This window comes from Micromonospora sp. NPDC049274 (assembly GCF_040678875.1).
In the GTDB taxonomy this organism is placed as follows: domain Bacteria; phylum Actinomycetota; class Actinomycetes; order Mycobacteriales; family Micromonosporaceae; genus Micromonospora.
This window is the reverse complement of record NZ_JBFAQS010000014.1, coordinates 109,719-125,913: the sequence shown is the minus strand read 5'-3', so window position 1 is coordinate 125,913 and position 16,195 is coordinate 109,719. Positions and strand designations below refer to the sequence as shown.

Below are 16,195 nucleotides of genomic sequence, written 5' to 3'. Positions count from 1 at the left end.
AGGCGGCACGGTGAGCGATACCGACGGGCTCGTCTCGGCGTACGTCAGTGATGCCGACCGGGACGCGGAGGCCACCGTGCGGCCCCGGCGGCTGGCCGAGTTCATCGCCCAGGACCGGGTGCGCGATCAGCTCGACCTGCTGTTGCAGGGCGCGATGCGGCGGGGGTCGCCCCCGGATCACATCCTGCTCTCCGGGCCACCCGGGCTGGGCAAGACGAGTCTGGCCAACATCGTCGCCGCGGAGCTGGGAGCGGGCATCCGGGTGACCAGCGGCCCGGCGATCGAGCGTTCCGGCGACCTGGCGGCGATCCTGACCAGCCTCGCCGAGGGCGACGTGCTCTTCATCGACGAGATCCACCGGATCGCCCGGCCGGCGGAGGAGCTGCTCTACAGCGCGATGGAGGACTTCCGGGTCGACGTGATCGTGGGCAAGGGTCCGGGGGCGACGGCGATCCCGCTGGACGTCGAGCCGTTCACCCTGGTCGGCGCGACCACCCGCTCGGGTCTGTTGACCGGGCCCATGCGGGACCGGTTCGGCTTCGTGGCGCACCTCGACTTCTACGCCCCGGCGGACCTGGAGACGCTGCTGCACCGGTCGGCGCGCATCCTCGGCGTGCCGATCACCGCTGACGGCGCGGCAGAGATCGCGGGCCGGTCCCGGGGCACACCCCGGATCGCCAACCGGCTGCTGCGCCGCGTCCGCGACTACGCCGAGGTCCGGGCCGACGGTGTGGTCACCCTGGGCACCGCCCGCAAGGCGTTGACGGTGTACGACGTCGACGCGCTGGGCCTGGACCGGCTGGACCGGGCGGTGCTGACCGCGCTGGTGGATTCGTTCCGGGGCGGTCCAGTCGGGTTGTCCACCCTCGCCGTCGCGGTGGGGGAGCAGCCGGACACCGTCGAGGAGGTCTGCGAGCCGTTCCTGGTGCGGGCCGGCCTGTTGGCTCGTACCCCGCGGGGCCGGGTCGCCACGGAGGCCGCCTGGCGGCACCTGGGGCGTACGCCGCCGAATGGTACATTTGGGATGGATGTCCCGTCTGCGCCCGATCTGTTCTCCCAGGACACCGATCAGCCGTGATGTGAACGTGATCTGTGCCGCATTCGGTGTTCTCAGGTGCAGGGATTAGACTTCGCCGCGGTCTGTACAGGATGTGAGAATCCGCCTCCGCTCCGGCACCCTCGTGCCGGGACGGTGGCCAATGGGAAGGCAGTAACCGTGCAATACCTTGCAGCGGGTGGTGGGGCCGGCGGCTTCACGCCGATCCTGATGATCGTCCTGCTCTTCGGCGTCATGTACTTCATGATGATCCGTCCGCAGCAGAAGCGTCGCCGCGACGCGGAGGCCATGCAGTCCGGGCTGGGTCCGGGCGACGAGGTCGTCACGATCGGTGGGCTCTACGGCACGGTCACCGGCGTCGAGGACGACGCCGTTCTGCTCGAGATCGCTCCGGGCGTGCAGACCCGCTACGCGCGGCCGGCCATCGCCCGGGTGGTTACCCGCGCGGAGTTGCCGAGCGAGCCGGTCACCGAGGACGCGGACACCGTCAAGGACTGATCCGGGCGGCGGTCCTGGCGTACGGCCAGGCGACCGGCGCTCGGAGCCACCGCGCCCGACGGGGCAGCGGACGCGATGTGAAAACTGGATAGTTGGGTCGACGCCGGGCGTCGGCACGTTCCCGTGACCGTCGGCGTCCCACGTCGGCGCGTCCGGTCAGCGTGCCGGCACCCCCGTCGGCCAGGTCAGACCCGTTGGCCGGGACCCCCGGCCCGACACTCGCCGCCGCCGCGCGCAGCGGCGCGACCGTACAGGGAGACAGGACAACCGTGGCACCACCTCAGGGACAGATGCGACCCGGCCGGCAGCTCGCCGTGCTCGGGTTCATCTTCGTCGTCCTCTATCTTTTGGTGTTCTTCTCGGGCGGCGCCAGCGGCAGCTTCAAGGACCGGCTGGAGCCCAAGCTCGGCCTGGACCTGATCGGCGGCACCCGGATGACGCTGGAGGCGACCAACAACGTCGACGGCAAGCCCCCGACGGCCGAGAACCTCGAGGAGGCCCGGCAGATCATCGAGAACCGGGTCAACGGGCTCGGCGTGGCCGAGGCCGAGGTGGTCACCGAGGGCAACCGGAACATCGTCATCTCCCTGCCCGGTGAGAACCGGAACCTCGACGAGGTGGGCAGCGCCGCCGAGCTGCGCTTCCGCAAGGTGCTCAAGGCCGCCGACGGCAGCGGTACGGCCGCAGCGCCGCCCGCTCCCACGGGGGCCCCGCCGGGCAGCGTCACCCCGTCCGGCGCTCCCTCGGCGACCCCGTCGGGCAGCGGCGCGCCGAAGGTGAGCACGCCGGCAAGCGGCGCGGCGAAGGTGAGCCCGTCGGCCAGCGGTGGGCAGGGCGGGATGGCGCCCGCGCCGTCCGCCAGCGCCACGCCGGCCCCCTCGGCTTCGGCCTCTGCCTCGGCTCCGGCGAGTGCCGCCGCGCCGTCCGCCAGCGCCGAGCCGGTGTCGGCGAGCGTCGAGGAGCAGCGCAAGGCCGTCGAGCAGAAGGTCGGCGCCGCCGCCTGGCAGGCCGCCAGCGGTTTGCAGGCTCCCGCCGACCTGAGCGCCGACCCGTCGCTGGGCGACAAGCTGAAGCCGTTCAGCGCGCTGTCGCCGCAGGAGGTCGCCGTGCTGCCGGCGCAGATGCAGTTCAACGTGCCGACGATCGGCTGCGCCCAGCTCGACAAGCGCCCCCCGGCGTCGATCTCGGCCGAGAAGCAGCAGGTCGTCGCCTGCGAGGGCGGCGCCTCGAAGTACCTGCTCGACCAGGCCAAGGTGCTCGGCACCGACGTGGACGACGCCGACGCGGTGCTCGACCAGACCAACGCCTGGGTGGTCAGCCTCGACTTCACCGGTGACGGCCAGGCCAAGTGGACCGCGTTGACCCGCGAGTCGTTCACCAACGAGGGCCAGGCCTGCGACGCGTCGGCTCTCGGCCAGGACGGCAAGTGCCGGGTGGCCGTCGTGCTGGACAACGAGATCGTCTCCTCCCCGGAGATCCAGGCTGTGCTGACCGGCAACTCCCAGATCACCGGCAGCTTCACCCAGAAGGACGCCAGCGCACTCGCCGGCCAGCTCCGCTACGGCGCGCTGCCGGTGACCTTCAAGCCGCAGGAGTCGCAGAACGTCACCGCGACCCTGGGCGCCAGCCACCTGCGGGCCGGTCTGCTCGCCGCCGGCATCGGCATGCTGCTGGTCATCATCTACGCGTTCTTCTACTACCGGCTGCTCGGCTCGGTGATCTTCCTGAGCCTGATCCTGTCCGCGCTGCTCGTCTTCGGCGCGCTTGTAGTGCTGGGCCGGCAGATCGGCTTCACGCTCACGCTCGCCGGCATCGCCGGCATGATCGTCTCGCTCGGTGTGGCGGCGGACTCGTTCGTCATCTACTTCGAACGACTCAAGGACGAGATCCGGGAGGGGCGCAGCCCGCGCAGCGCGGTGCCCCGCGCCTGGGTCCGCGCCCGCCGGACGATCATCTCGGCCAACGCGATCACCCTGCTCTCCGCGGTGGTGCTCTACGTGGTCTCGGTCGGCACGGTCAAGGGCTTCGCGTTCGCCCTCGGCCTCGCCACGGTGCTGGACCTGGTCGTGGTCTTCCTCTTCCGGCACCCGATCATGACGATGTTCGCCCGGACCCGGGCGTTCCTGTCCCCGCGGGTCAGCGGCCTGGGCCGAGCGCTTCCGGCCCGCAGCCAGCAGACTCAGCCCCGCAACCCGCGCGCCAAGGAGGCCTGAGATGGCTCAGAACGGTCTGGCGAGCCGCCTCTACAACGGCGAGGCCGGTCTCAACGTCGTCGGTCGGCGCAAGCTCTGGTTCGGTGTCGCCGGGATCCTGATCCTGATCGCGATCCTGAGCGTCTCGATCCGCGGGTTCAGCCTCGGCATCGAGTTCGCCGGCGGCAACTCGTTCCAGGTGCCGGCAAGCGTCGGCACCATGGACAGGGCTGAGGAGCAGGTAAACGCGGCGCTCGCGGCCGAGGGCGGCGGCGCCGAGGTGGCGACCGCGCAGAAGGTCGGCGGCACGGGCGGCGACTCGTACGAGTTCCGTACCGGTCAGCTCAGCGCGGAGCAGACCACCGCGGTCAAGGCCGACATCGCCAAGCGGTTCGGCATCGACGCGGGCCAGATCAGCGGCAACCAGGTCAGCGAGGCGTGGGGCAGCCAGGTCACCTCGCGGGCCCTGCTCGGCCTGGTCATCTTCATCGCGCTGGTGATGGTCTATCTGATCCTGCGCTTCGAGTGGCGAATGGCGGTCGCCGCGGTGGCGTCGCTGTTCACGAACCTGATCCTCACCGCCGGCATCTACTCGCTTGTCGGCTTCGAGGTCACGCCGTCGACGATCATCGGCTTCCTCACGATCCTGGGCTTCGCGCTCTACGACGTGGTGGTGGTCTTCGACAAGGTGCAGGAGAACACCCGGGGCATCACCGCCAACAACAACCTGACGTACGGCGAGGCGGCCAACCTGGCTGTCAACCAGAGCCTCATGCGGTCGCTGAACACCTCGGTGGTGGCCCTGCTGCCCGTCGGTGGTCTGCTCTTCATCGGCGCCGGTCTGCTCGGCGCCGGCACGCTGAAGGACCTCGGCCTGGTGCTGTTCGTCGGTATGGCGGTGGCGTTCCTGACCTCCATCCTGGTGGCGACGCCGCTGCTGGCGCTGCTGAAGAACTACGACCCGCGCATCCAGGCGCACAACAAGCGGGTGCAGGCCCGCCGGGGTGCGCCGAGCCGTGGCGAGGTCAGCGGCAAGGGTGCCCCGGCCCCGGTCGACGGCGAGGTGGCCGACGCGCCGCTCGACCCGGATTCCGCCGCGCTGGCCGGCGCCGCCCCGAAGGTGGGCGCGCGGCCGGCGGGCAAGCGGCCCACCGGTGTCCGGGGTGGCCGCCCCGGCGGCGGCGGCAACCGGCCGGGTGGCGCCAAGCGGCGCTGATCGGCCCCGGGGCCGACCCGGGAGGAAACGCCTGAACGGCGTCCGGCATGCTGTGCGAGCAGCATGCCGGACGCCGTCGTCGTTGGAAGGGAAGCGGAACAGCCGTGACGGAGACCCACAGCACCGCGGCGCGCGGGGACAGCGGCCCGGAGGCCGCCCGGTTGGTGGCCAGCCGGGTGCTGGACGTGCCGGACTTCCCCAAGCCCGGTGTCCTGTTCAAGGACCTGATGCCGCTGTTCGCCGACGGCAAGGCGTTCCGTGAGGTGATCGACGGGATCGTCGCGTACCACGGGCGGGACGGCTTCGACGTGGTGGTGGGTATCGAGGCGCGCGGCTTCGTCGTCGCGGCGGCTGTCGCGTACGCGGCCGGGGTGGGCGTGGTGCCGGTGCGCAAGGCCGGCAAGCTGCCCCGCCCGGCGCACTCGGTGTCGTACGCCCTCGAGTACGGCGAGGCGACCCTGGAGGTGCACGAGGACGCCTTCACGGCCGGCCACCGGGTGCTTGTCGTCGACGACGTGCTGGCCACCGGCGGCACCGCCGAGGCGACGCTGGACCTGGTCGAGCGGGCCGGCGGAACTGTCACGGGCTTCACCGTGCTGCTGGAGCTCGGCTTCCTGGGAGCGCGCGAGCGGCTTGCCCCACGTCCTGTGCATGCCCTGTTGACCGTTTGATCCCGGCCCGCCGGGCGGAGGTCAGGCCGACCGTCCGGCGGAGCGGCACCCGACCGTCCGTGCGGGTAGCATTGCCCTTTGCTGACGCCGGCGGTACACCGTCCGGCGAGCGCGACCAGGCCGGCCGAGGTTCGGCCGGTGTGTTTCCGGCGAGCGGTGAGGAGGCCGGTGTCCCACGATGTCGTCCCTCCGGCGGAGGGCACGGTGCACCCCACAGGCGACGCTGACGGCTCGGTGACCGACCGGAACGGCGACGCGCCGGCCCGGGTGACGGGCACCGACAACGGTTCCGGCAGCTCTCCTGCCGATGGCGCGACGGCTCCGACCGGCGTCGCGGCGGGCCCCACCACCGAGGCGCCCCCGGGCGCCGACGGGGTAGTGGTCCCGTTCCCGACCGACGCGGACGTCGACCCGTCGCCGAGCGGTGGCTTCGCGTTGTCCAACGCGCCCACCGGTCGTCGGGTACGCGCCCGGCTGGCCCGGTTCAACGCGCCCTGGCAGACCTCGCAGGTCAGCGAGGTGCTGGAGCCGCTCATCGCGAGCCACCGGGAAAACCACCCGAAGGCCGATGCACGGCTGCTGCAGCGTGCCTTCGACACGGCCGCGCGGTGGCACTCCGGGCAGTACCGCAAGTCCGGCGATCCGTACATCACCCACCCGCTCGCCGTCGCCACCATCCTCGGCAACCTGGGGATGGACACCACCACCCTGGTGGCCGCGCTGCTGCACGACACCATCGAGGACACCGAATACACCCTCGACGCGATGCGCGCCGACTTCGGTGGCGAGGTCGCCCTGCTTGTCGACGGCGTCACGAAGCTCGACAAGGTCAAGCTGGGCGACGCCGCCAAGGCCGAGACGATCCGCAAGATGGTCGTGGCGATGGCCAAGGATCCGCGGGTGCTGGTGATAAAGCTGGCCGACCGGATGCACAACATGCGGACGTTGACCTTCCTGCCCCGCCCCAAGCAGGAGCAGAAGGCCAAGGAGACGCTGGAGATCCTCGCGCCGCTGGCCCACCGGCTCGGTATGAACACGATCAAGTGGGAGCTGGAGGACCTGGCGTTCGGCACGCTGTTCCCCAAGCGCTTCGAGGAGATCAACCGGCTGATCGGCGAGCACCAGCCGCAGCGGGAGTCGCTGCTGCGACAGGTGACGCAGAAGGTCGGCACCGACCTGAAGGCCGCCAAGATCAAGGCGGAGACGACCGGTCGGCCGAAGCACCTCTACTCGATCTACCAGAAGATGATCGTGCGGGGTCGCGACTTCAACGACATCTACGACCTGGTCGGCGTCCGGATCCTGGTCGACACCGTGCGGGACTGCTACGCGGCGCTCGGCGTGATCCACGCCAACTGGCAGCCGGTGCCGGGGCGGTTCAAGGACTACATCGCGATGCCCAAGTTCAACATGTACCAGTCATTGCACACGACTGTCATCGGGCCCACCGGCAAGCCGGTGGAGATGCAGATCCGCACGTACGCGATGCACCGCACCGCCGAGTTCGGCATCGCCGCGCACTGGAAGTACAAGGAGCACAAGGGCACCCAGATCGTCGGCCCGCCGGCGCACATCGACGAGATGACCTGGCTGCGGCAGCTGCTGGACTGGCAGCGGGAGGCGGCCGACCCGAGCGAGTTCCTGGACGCGCTGCGCTTCGACCTGTCCAGCCAGGAGGTGTACGTCTTCACCCCGAAGGGTGACGTCATCCCGCTGCCGACCGGGTCGACGCCCGTGGACTTCGCGTACGCGGTGCACACCGAGGTCGGGCACAAGTGCATCGGCGCGCGGGTCAACGGCAAGCTGGTGCCCCTCGAATCGACGCTGTCCAACGGCGACGTGATCGAGATCTTCACGTCCAAGTCCGAGACCGCCGGCCCCACACAGGACTGGCTGGGCTTCGTCAAGAGCCCCCGCGCGCGCACCAAGATCCGCCAGTACTTCAACAAGGAGCGGCGCGAGGAGGCGATCGAGGCCGGTAAGGACGCGATCGTCAAGGCGATGCGCAAGCAGGGCATGCCGTTGCAGCGGATGCTCACCTCCGACGCGCTGATGTCGATCGCCCGGGACCTGCACCTCGCCGACGTGGCGTCGCTGTACGCGGCGGTCGGCGACAGCCAGGTTTCGGCGCAGTCGGTGGTGCAGAAGCTGATGGCCGCGTACGGCGGCGAGGAGGGCGCGGCGGAGGACATCGCCGAGACCGCCGTCGCCACCCGGCCGCCGCGCAGCCGGCAGAGCAGCAGCGACCCCGGCGTGGTGGTCCGCGGCGTCAGCGACGTCTGGATCAAGCTGGCCCGCTGCTGCACCCCGGTCCCACCGGACTCGGTGTTCGGCTTCGTCACCCGCTCCGGCGGGGTGAGTGTGCACCGCGACGACTGCGCCAACGCCGAGGACCTGCGGGCGCAGGCCGAGCGGGTGGTCGAGGTGAGTTGGAAGCTCACGTCCGCCTCCACGTTCCTGGTGGCGATCCAGGTCGAGGCTCTGGACCGGCACAAGCTGCTCGCCGACGTGACCCGGGTGCTCTCCGACGAGCGGGTCAACATCCTGTCCGCGACGGTCACCACCACCCGCGACCGGGTGGCGGTGAGCCGGTTCAGCTTCGAGATGGCCGACCCGAAGCACCTGGGCCACCTGCTGGCCACCGTCCGCAAGGTCGACGGGGTCTTCGACGCGTACCGGGTCACCTCGGGCGCCTGAACCCCGTACCCCGCACACGGAAGCGCCCGCCGGCTCAGCCGGCGGGCGCTTCGTTGCGCGGGTCTCAGCCCTGCGGCGCGCTCATCGTGAGGTCGGTGATCACGACCTCCTTCTTCGGGTGGCCGCCACCGGCCTGCTTGGCGAACGCCCCGTCGTCGCCGGCCTTGGCCACGTCCTTGACGATGTCCATGCCGCCGGTGACGGTGCCCAGCACCGTGTACGCCGGGTCCAGCGGCGAGTCGCCGTAGACGATGAAGAACTGGCTTCCGGTGCTGCCCGGCTGGCCGGAGTTGGCCATCGCGATGACGCCCTCCGGGTACGGCGGCCGCTTGTCGGTGGGCAGGTTCTCCTCGGGCAGCCGGAAGCTCGGGCCACCCGTGCCGTCGGTGTCCCGCCAGCCCTTGCCGGTGGCGCTCGGGTCACCGCACTGCAGCACCTTGATGCCCTCGGTCACCAGGCGGTGGCACTTGCTGTTGTCGAAGAAGTTCTTCTCCGCCAGGTAGCTGAACGCACCCGCCGTGCACGGCACCTGCGACCTGTCGACCTTGGCCGTGATCGGGCCCAGGTTGGTGGTGATCGTCATGGTCTGCACGCCGGTGCCCGACTGCTGGTTGCTGGGCGTCCCGACGTCCTTGATCTGCGGGGGCCGCTGGTCGGTGGGCATCGCGTTGTAGACGCACTCCCTGGCGCCGGACTGCGAGGCGGCGGTGCCGCTCTTGTCGTCGTCGCCGCCGAGGGTCGTGACCAGCCAGACGGTGCCGGCGACCACGAGCACCAGCACGGCGGCGGCCCCGACGATCGCCTGCGTCTGGCGGCGCTTGCGGGCCTTGGCCGAGCGCTCGGCCATCTCCTTCTCGAGTCGGGCGCGTGCCGCCGCGCGCTGCCGCTCTCTGGTGGACGTCACGCCTGGATCCTCCTGGCTGTTTGCTGCGGGGTGCCGCTCGGGTGGGGTGGGGCGACCGGTCACCCGGCGCTCGGGCTGCTGGCCGGTGCGCCGGACGACGCCGGTGCCGCGCCGGTGGTCGGCTCGCCGACCGTGAGGCTCTGGATCACCACGTCGGTCTTGGGCTTGACCTTGGCCCCGGTCCCATTGTCCACGGTCGGCTGGGCGCCGATCTTCTCCACCACGTCGAGCCCACCGGTCACCTTGCCGATCACCGGGTACTTCGGGTCCGTGGTGGTGAAGTCCTTGAAGAAGATCAGGAACTGGCTGCCGTTGGCACCCGGCGGGTTCGAGATCATCGCCACAGTGCCCTTGGGGTACGTCGGCGGCTGGCCGGGCGCCGGGCTGGCCGACGGCGAGGCCGACGGCACGGTCGGTACGTCCTCGTCGTAGAACGAGTAGGTCGGACCGCCGAGGCCGGTGCCGCTGGGGTCACCGCAGCGCAGCGCGCCGTCGGCGGTGATCTCGTGGCACTTGGTGTTGTCGTAGAACGACCGGCTCGCCAGGTGGGCGATGCTCGCCGCCGCGCACGGGGAGTTGGTCAGGTTCAGCTCGGCGGTGACCGGCGCACCCTGGTTGGTGGTGACTGTCATCGCCCGCGTGCCGTCGGTCGGCAGGTCCTTGGTCGCCGGCGTGCCGACGTCCTTGAGGTTGGTGTTGGCGCTCGCGTCCTGTGGCGTCCAGAGGCAGGTGTCGGACGCGGCCGTGTTCTGCTTCGGGTCGGAGTCGAACGCCCCGAGCGCCCAGGCCGAGCCGGCCACGATCACCGCGAGGACCAGGAAGGCGCCCACACCGGCCTGGATCTGCCGGCGGCGCCGCGTGGCGGCGGCCCGGCGAGCCAACTGCCGGTCGAGCTTGGCCCGCGCGAGTTTGCGCTGCCGGTCCCTGCTGGAAGCCACAGGTGCTCCCCTTTCCTCTGCCTGGTCGTCACCGGCGGCCGGGTACCCCGGCCCGTCCGGGCGTCGCGTGTGCCACGCCACACGCCCGCCAGAGTGTACGGCTAGTGACTGGGAATGTGGTGTACGAGGTCCATCCCGCCGCCAGCAGCCCATATCGTGCGATGTCACTGTGTCGGATGGGGCCGCGGGGGCGGACGCGCCAAACGCGCTCGCGCCGCCGGTTAGGCTGCTCAGGACGACAGCTCGACGGAGAGGACAGCGCCCGTGCTCGTGGCCGGCTTTCCCGCGGACGCCTTCGGCACCAACTGCTATGTGGTGGCCACCGCGCCGGGGGAGCAGTGCGTGGTGGTCGATCCCGGCATCGGGGTGCTCGACCAGCTCGACGCGCTGCTCGCCGAGCACCGCCTGCATCCGGCCGCCGTGCTGCTCACCCACGGCCATCTGGACCACACGTTCTCGGTGGCGCCGGTCTGCGGTGCGCGCGGGATCACCGCGTACGTGCACCCCGGCGACCGGGAGATGCTCGCCGACCCGGCCAAGGGCCTGTCGGCCGACCTGACCTCGCTCTTCGGTGGCCGGCTGACCTACACCGAGCCGGAGGACGTGGCCGATCTGACCGACGGCGCCACCCTCACGCTCGCCGGCCTGGAGATCGCTGTCGACCATGCCCCGGGCCATACCGGCGGGTCGGTGCTGTTCCGGCTGCCCGGCGCCGGGTCGGGCTGGGAGGCGGACGAGATCTGCCTCTCCGGCGACGTCCTCTTCGCCGGCTCGATCGGCCGCACCGACCTGCCCGGCGGCAGCATGCCGGCGATGCTCACCAGCCTGCGCGACAAGATCCTCCCGCTGGCCGACGACACAGTCGTGCTGCCCGGCCACGGCCCCGGCACCACCATCGGCCGCGAGCGCGCCAGCAACCCGTACCTCATCGAGGTGGCCGGCGCGACGCCGGCCGCGCCCACCCGGGGCCTCTAGTTCTTTCGTCCGCGCCGCGCGCGGACCCACGACACCACCGCGCCGCGGGCGCGGAATCGCAAGGAGTACGCCGATGAGCAAGCCCACGCCCATCTCCGGTTTCCCGGAGTGGACCCCCGGACAGCGGATGATCGAGCAGTTTGTGCTCGACAAGATCCGGGACACCTTCGAGCTGTACGGGTTCGCGCCGCTGGAGACCCGCGCCGTGGAGCCGCTGGACCAGCTGCTGCGCAAGGGCGAGACCTCGAAGGAGGTCTACGTGATCCGGCGGCTGCACGCCGACGCCGAGGGCGCCGGCGGTGACGACCAGCTCGGCCTGCACTTCGACCTGACCGTGCCGTTCGCCCGCTACGTGCTGGAGAACGCCGGCAAGCTGACCTTCCCGTTCCGCCGCTACCAGATCCAGAAGGTGTGGCGGGGCGAGCGACCGCAGGAGGGGCGCTACCGGGAGTTCGTCCAGGCCGACATCGACATCGTCGACCGGGACACCCTGGCCCCGCACCACGAGGCGGAGATGCCCCTCGTGATCGGGGACGCGCTGCGCGCCCTGCCGATCCCACCGGTGACCATCCAGGTCAACAACCGCAAGATCTGGGAGGGCTTCTTCCGGGGCATCGGGGTGACCGACCCGGAGGCGGCGCTGCGCACCGTCGACAAGCTCGACAAGATCGGCCCGGTGAAGGTGGCCGAGCTGCTGGCCGAGACCGCCGGGGCGAGCGAGGCGCAGGCCAAGGCGTGCCTGTCGCTGGCCGAGATCTCGGCGCCGGACGCTTCCTTCGCCGACGCCGTACGCGCGCTCGGCGTCAACGACCCGCTGCTCGACGAGGGCATCGAGGAGCTGGTCGGTGTGGTGGAGACCGCCACCGAGCACGCGCCGGGCCTCTGCGTGGCCGACCTGCGCATCGCCCGTGGCCTGGATTACTACACGGGCACCGTCTACGAGACCCAGCTGCACGGGTACGAGCGGTTCGGGTCGATCTGCTCGGGCGGCCGCTACGACAACCTCGCCACGGCCGGCAACGTCTCGTACCCCGGGGTGGGCATCTCGATCGGTGTTACCCGGCTGCTCGGGCTGCTCTTCGGCGCGGGGGAGCTGTCGGTCTCCCGTTCGGTGCCCACCTGTGTCCTGGTGGCACTGGCCGACGAGGAGCACCGCCCGGCCAGCGGCCGGATCGCGTCGGCGCTGCGTCGGCGGGGCATCGCCACCGAGGTGTCGCCGAGCGCGGCGAAGTTCGGCAAGCAGATCCGCTACGCCGAGCGGCGCGGCATCCCGTACGTCTGGTTCCCGGGGGCCGACGGCGCGCCGGACGAGGTGAAGGACATCCGCTCGGGTGAGCAGGTCACGGCCGACGCCGGGGAGTGGGCGCCGCCCCGGGAGGACCTGAAGCCGACGATCGGTTGAGTGTCACGACTGGCGCGCACGGCCGCGGGGACCTACGGTAGCGTAAGTTACGCCACCGTAGGGAGTTACTCGTGACCGTGAGCACCACACTGAGCCAGACCGCCCTGCTCGTCGAGCTGGAGCCGGTTGTCGCCCGCAACCTCGACCGCCACCTCTCGCTGGCCAAGGAGTGGTTCCCGCACGAGTACGTGCCGTGGAGCGAGGGGCGGACCTTCGACGGGCCGCTCGGCGGCGAGGCGTGGTCACCGACCGACTCCACAATTCCCGACGTGGCCCGCACGGCGCTGATCGTGAACCTGCTGACCGAGGACAATCTGCCCTCGTACCACCACGAGATCGCCACCCTGTTCGGCCGGGACGGCGCGTGGGGTACCTGGGTGCACAGGTGGACCGCGGAGGAGGGTCGGCACGGGGTCGCGATCCGCGACTACCTGACCGTCACCCGCGCGGTGGACCCGGTGGCGTTGGAGCGGGCCCGGATGACGCACATGTCGGAGGGGTACACCAACGCCCACGGCGACGAGGTGCTGCACTCGTTGGCGTACGTCTCGTTCCAGGAGCTGGCGACCCGCATCTCGCACCGCAACACCGGCAAGGCCACCGGCGACCCCGCCTGCGAGGCGCTGCTGGCCCGGGTCGCCGCCGACGAGAACCTGCACATGGTCTTCTACCGCAACCTGCTCGCCGCCGCGTTCGAGCTGGCCCCGAGCCAGGCGATGCGGGCCGTGGCCGACGTGGTGGCCGACTTCCAGATGCCGGGCAACGGCATCGACGGCTTCGCCCGCAAGTCGGTGGCGATCGCCCTCGCCGGCATCTACGACCTGCGCCAGCACCGCGACGATGTGCTCCAGCCGGTGCTGCGTCAGTGGGACGTCTTCAACGTGACGGGCCTGAACGCCGACGGCGAAGCCGCCCGCGAACAACTGGCCACCCAGCTCGACGCCCTGGAAAACGCGGCGTCCCGCTTCGAAGAAAAGCGCGACGCCCGAGCAGCCCGCCTAGCCCTCCGCTAAACCCCACCCCACCCCACCCCACCCCTCCCCCCTTTCGTTGTTGATGATGAAGTTATTGCCGCGACACGCCGACGAGGCGGGCAATAACTTCATGATCAACGCGGTGGGGTTAGGGGAGGGGGAGGGGAAGGGGGAAGAGGAGGCAGGTGCTTGTCGCGTGGGCTATCAGGCGGTTTCCCGCGTCCGTCAGGCGGGCTTCGGCCAGGGCCGTGCGGCGGCCGCGTTGCAGCACAGTGCCCTCACAGCGCAGCGTGCCGCTGTCGACGGTGACCGGGCGGAGGAACTTCACGTTCAGGTCCAGCGAGGTGTAGCCCACCCCGGCGGGCAACGTGGTGTGAACGGCGCAGGCGGCGGCGGTGTCCAGCAGGGTCGAGATGACGCCACCGTGGACGGTGCCCAGCGGGTTGTAGTGGAACTCCTGCGGGACCAGCTCGACGGCGACCCGCCCCTCGTCGGCCTCCATCCGCGCCATGTCGATCAGGTGCATCACCGGGGGTGCGGCCAGTTCTCCGGCGATCATCGCGCGGAGCAGGTCGAGGCCGCTGCGCCGACCGACCTGCGCCGCGTTGGCCGCCGGGTCGGACCAGGTGAAGGTCCGGCTGCGCGCCGGCTCCTGGGTCTGTGTCATGGACGCAGCGTGGCAGCACGTTGCTGAGTCTGTCAATGAGACCTAGCCTGGTCGGATGACACCCGCGGCACTGGACTGGTCGGTGGAGAACTGCACCATCGCCCGCGCGATGGAGATTCTCGGCGAGCGGTGGACGATGGTGGTGCTGCGGGAGGTCTTCAGCGGCGTACGACGCTTCGACGACATGCGCGTTCGCACCGGGATTCCACGTCAGGTCCTCACCAACCGGCTGGCCGTGCTCGTCGAGCGGGGCGTGCTGCGTCGTGAGCCGTACCGGGAGCCTGGCAGCCGGGTGCGCCACGAGTACCGGCTGACGGAGAAGGGTCTGGCCCTCTGGCCGGTGCTGGTCGCCGTGCTCGGGTGGGGTGACCGCTACCTGGCCGATGCCGAGGGCTCGGCCCTGAGCGTCGAGCACCGCGACTGCGGCGCCCCGGTACGCGTCGAGCTGCGCTGCGCCGACGGGCACCCGGTGGATGACCCCCGCGACGTGGTGCCCCGCCCGGGCCCCGGCGCGCGCCGCCGTACCCCCTGACACCGCCGCGCCGCCTGTCCGCCGCGCCGCCTGTCCGCCGCGCCGCCTGTCTGCCGCGCCGCCGCACGTCCGCCCTCCCGCCGCCGGCTGTCCGCCGTGCCGCCCGATCCGTGGAGGTGTCGCGGCGGGGTTGTGGCGTCAACGGCGGCGGTTGACGAGGGGTGTCCGAAACGGATCCGGTGGTCGTCGAGGTGTGACGGCAGGTGTCCGCGAGCGTGTCAGCGGTGTTGCGGAGGTGTGACCGGCGGGGGTCGACGAATTCGGGCGAAACCAGGTCTTGTCAATGATCTTAAGTATGTGAATACTTCAGTGCACTCGGCCGGTTTTCGCAGATCGGCCGGGTTGCCCTCGGGTCAGCCACCCCCGGCCAGACCCGTCTCCCCCGCCCAGGAGGTTTGTTACATGCGACCCACGAGGTCCTCATTCCGCGTTGCGGCGACAGTTGCCGTGAGCGGAACCCTGGTCGTCGGTTCGCTCATCGGCGCACCCGCCCAGGCCGCCCCCGCCGCCTCGCCCGACGCCGCCGCGGCCCTCTCCGCTCAGCTCGGTGACCGCTCCGCCGGCTCGTACATCGACGCCAGCGGCAAGACCGTCGTCACGGTGACCGACGCCGCCGCGGCGCGTACGGTCAGCAACGCCGGGGCGAGCGTCCGGTACGTCACCCGCGGCGCCGCCGAGCTCAACCGCGCCACCGCCGAGCTGGAGCGCTCGGCGAAGATCCCGGGCACCGCCTGGTGGAGCGACCCGGTCACCAACCAGGTGGTCGTCTCCGTCGACAGCACCGTCACCGGTGCCAAGCTGGAGCGGGTCAAGGCCGCCGCGGCGCGCGCCAACGGCGCGGTGCGGGTCGAGGCCGAGGCCGGTGTGCTGAGCACCCGCATCTCGGGTGGCCAGGCCATCTACACCGGCGGCTACCGCTGCTCGCTCGGCTTCAACGTGCGCAGCGGCAGCACCTACTACTTCCTGACCGCCGGGCACTGCACCAACCTCGGCACCAACTGGTACTCGAACTCCAGCCAGACCGCCCTGCTGGGCACCCGTACCGGCACCAGCTTCCCGGGCAACGACTACGGCATCGTGCGGCACAACAACTCCGCCAACGCCGCCGGTAACGTCTACCTCTACAACGGCAGCTACCGGGACATCACCGGCAGCGGCAACGCGTCGGTCGGCCAGTCGGTGCAGCGCTCCGGCAGCACCACCGGCCTGCGCAGCGGCACGGTGAGCGCGACCAACGCCACGGTGAACTACGCCGAGGGCTCGGTCTCCGGCCTGATCCGCACCAACGTCTGCGCCGAGGGTGGCGACAGCGGTGGTTCGCTCTTCTCCGGTGGCACCGCGCTCGGCCTCACCTCCGGTGGCAGCGGCAACTGCAGCAGCGGCGGCACCACCTACTTCCAGCCCGTCACCGAGGCCCTGAGCCGCTACGGCGTCAGCGTCTTCTGATCGATGCACCGCCCGCGGGTCGCCGG

Annotated in this window: 14 protein-coding genes; 11 read left to right on the top strand and 3 right to left on the bottom strand. The window is 71.0% G+C overall.

Going from position 1 to position 16,195, the window contains the following annotated elements; all coding sequences use genetic code 11:
• The first annotated feature begins 10 nt into the window (after positions 1-10).
• The 6 genes from ruvB to AB0K10_RS24305 all read left to right on the top strand — a co-directional run bounded on the left by ruvB (position 11) and on the right by AB0K10_RS24305 (position 8,331).
• Complete coding sequence (ruvB, locus tag AB0K10_RS24330) at positions 11-1,078, top strand: Holliday junction branch migration DNA helicase RuvB (RefSeq protein ID WP_363686985.1); 1,068 nt, start codon at positions 11-13, stop codon at positions 1,076-1,078.
• 138 nt (positions 1,079-1,216) lie between these two features.
• The gene (gene yajC, locus AB0K10_RS24325; protein WP_007458273.1) at positions 1,217-1,555 is read left to right on the top strand and encodes a preprotein translocase subunit YajC; all 339 of its coding nucleotides are present in this window, start codon (positions 1,217-1,219) and stop codon (positions 1,553-1,555) included.
• Between the two features lie 269 nt (positions 1,556-1,824).
• On the top strand, positions 1,825-3,768 hold the full coding sequence (gene secD, locus AB0K10_RS24320; RefSeq protein WP_363686983.1) for a protein translocase subunit SecD: 1,944 nt from the start codon (positions 1,825-1,827) through the stop codon (positions 3,766-3,768).
• 1 nt (position 3,769) lies between these two features.
• Positions 3,770-4,963: a protein translocase subunit SecF gene (gene secF, locus AB0K10_RS24315; RefSeq protein WP_363686981.1), complete on the top strand. Its 1,194-nt coding sequence runs from the start codon at positions 3,770-3,772 to the stop codon at positions 4,961-4,963.
• A gap of 104 nt (positions 4,964-5,067) precedes the next feature.
• On the top strand, positions 5,068-5,634 hold the full coding sequence (locus AB0K10_RS24310; RefSeq protein WP_363686979.1) for an adenine phosphoribosyltransferase: 567 nt from the start codon (positions 5,068-5,070) through the stop codon (positions 5,632-5,634).
• Positions 5,635-5,802: 168 nt separating this feature from the next.
• Entirely contained in the window at positions 5,803-8,331 is a 2,529-nt protein-coding gene (locus AB0K10_RS24305; RefSeq protein WP_363686977.1) for a RelA/SpoT family protein, read from the top strand.
• A 64-nt stretch (positions 8,332-8,395) separates the two neighbouring features.
• Here AB0K10_RS24305 and AB0K10_RS24300 read toward each other — a convergent pair whose 3' ends face one another.
• A complete protein-coding gene (locus tag AB0K10_RS24300; protein ID WP_363686975.1) occupies positions 8,396-9,235 on the bottom strand; it encodes a peptidylprolyl isomerase in 840 nt (279 codons plus the stop codon).
• Positions 9,236-9,294: 59 nt separating this feature from the next.
• Positions 9,295-10,173: a peptidylprolyl isomerase gene (locus AB0K10_RS24295; RefSeq protein ID WP_363686973.1), complete on the bottom strand. Its 879-nt coding sequence runs from the start codon at positions 10,171-10,173 to the stop codon at positions 9,295-9,297.
• A gap of 264 nt (positions 10,174-10,437) precedes the next feature.
• On the opposite strand from AB0K10_RS24295, the gene AB0K10_RS24290 reads away from it, so the two are divergent.
• The 3 genes from AB0K10_RS24290 (at position 10,438) to AB0K10_RS24280 (ending at position 13,563) form a co-directional block, all read left to right on the top strand.
• Positions 10,438-11,148 carry an MBL fold metallo-hydrolase gene (locus AB0K10_RS24290; protein ID WP_363686971.1) on the top strand — a complete coding sequence of 237 codons (711 nt, stop codon included), beginning with the start codon at positions 10,438-10,440 and terminating at the stop codon, positions 11,146-11,148.
• A gap of 73 nt (positions 11,149-11,221) precedes the next feature.
• Complete coding sequence (gene hisS, locus AB0K10_RS24285) at positions 11,222-12,550, top strand: histidine--tRNA ligase (RefSeq protein WP_363686970.1); 1,329 nt, start codon at positions 11,222-11,224, stop codon at positions 12,548-12,550.
• A 71-nt stretch (positions 12,551-12,621) separates the two neighbouring features.
• Positions 12,622-13,563, top strand: a complete 942-nt coding sequence (locus AB0K10_RS24280) for an acyl-ACP desaturase (RefSeq protein ID WP_363686968.1) — start codon at positions 12,622-12,624, stop codon at positions 13,561-13,563.
• A gap of 109 nt (positions 13,564-13,672) precedes the next feature.
• On the opposite strand, the gene AB0K10_RS24275 is transcribed toward AB0K10_RS24280, so the two are convergent.
• Positions 13,673-14,191, bottom strand: coding sequence for a PaaI family thioesterase (locus tag AB0K10_RS24275; RefSeq protein WP_363686966.1), 519 nt, complete (start codon positions 14,189-14,191; stop codon positions 13,673-13,675).
• A gap of 55 nt (positions 14,192-14,246) precedes the next feature.
• Between AB0K10_RS24275 and AB0K10_RS24270 the strand changes: the two genes are divergently transcribed.
• Positions 14,247-14,723, top strand: a complete 477-nt coding sequence (locus AB0K10_RS24270; RefSeq protein ID WP_363686964.1) for a helix-turn-helix domain-containing protein — start codon at positions 14,247-14,249, stop codon at positions 14,721-14,723.
• Between the two features lie 402 nt (positions 14,724-15,125).
• On the top strand, positions 15,126-16,169 hold the full coding sequence (locus AB0K10_RS24265; RefSeq protein ID WP_363686962.1) for a S1 family peptidase: 1,044 nt from the start codon (positions 15,126-15,128) through the stop codon (positions 16,167-16,169).
• Positions 16,170-16,195 lie beyond the last annotated feature (26 nt).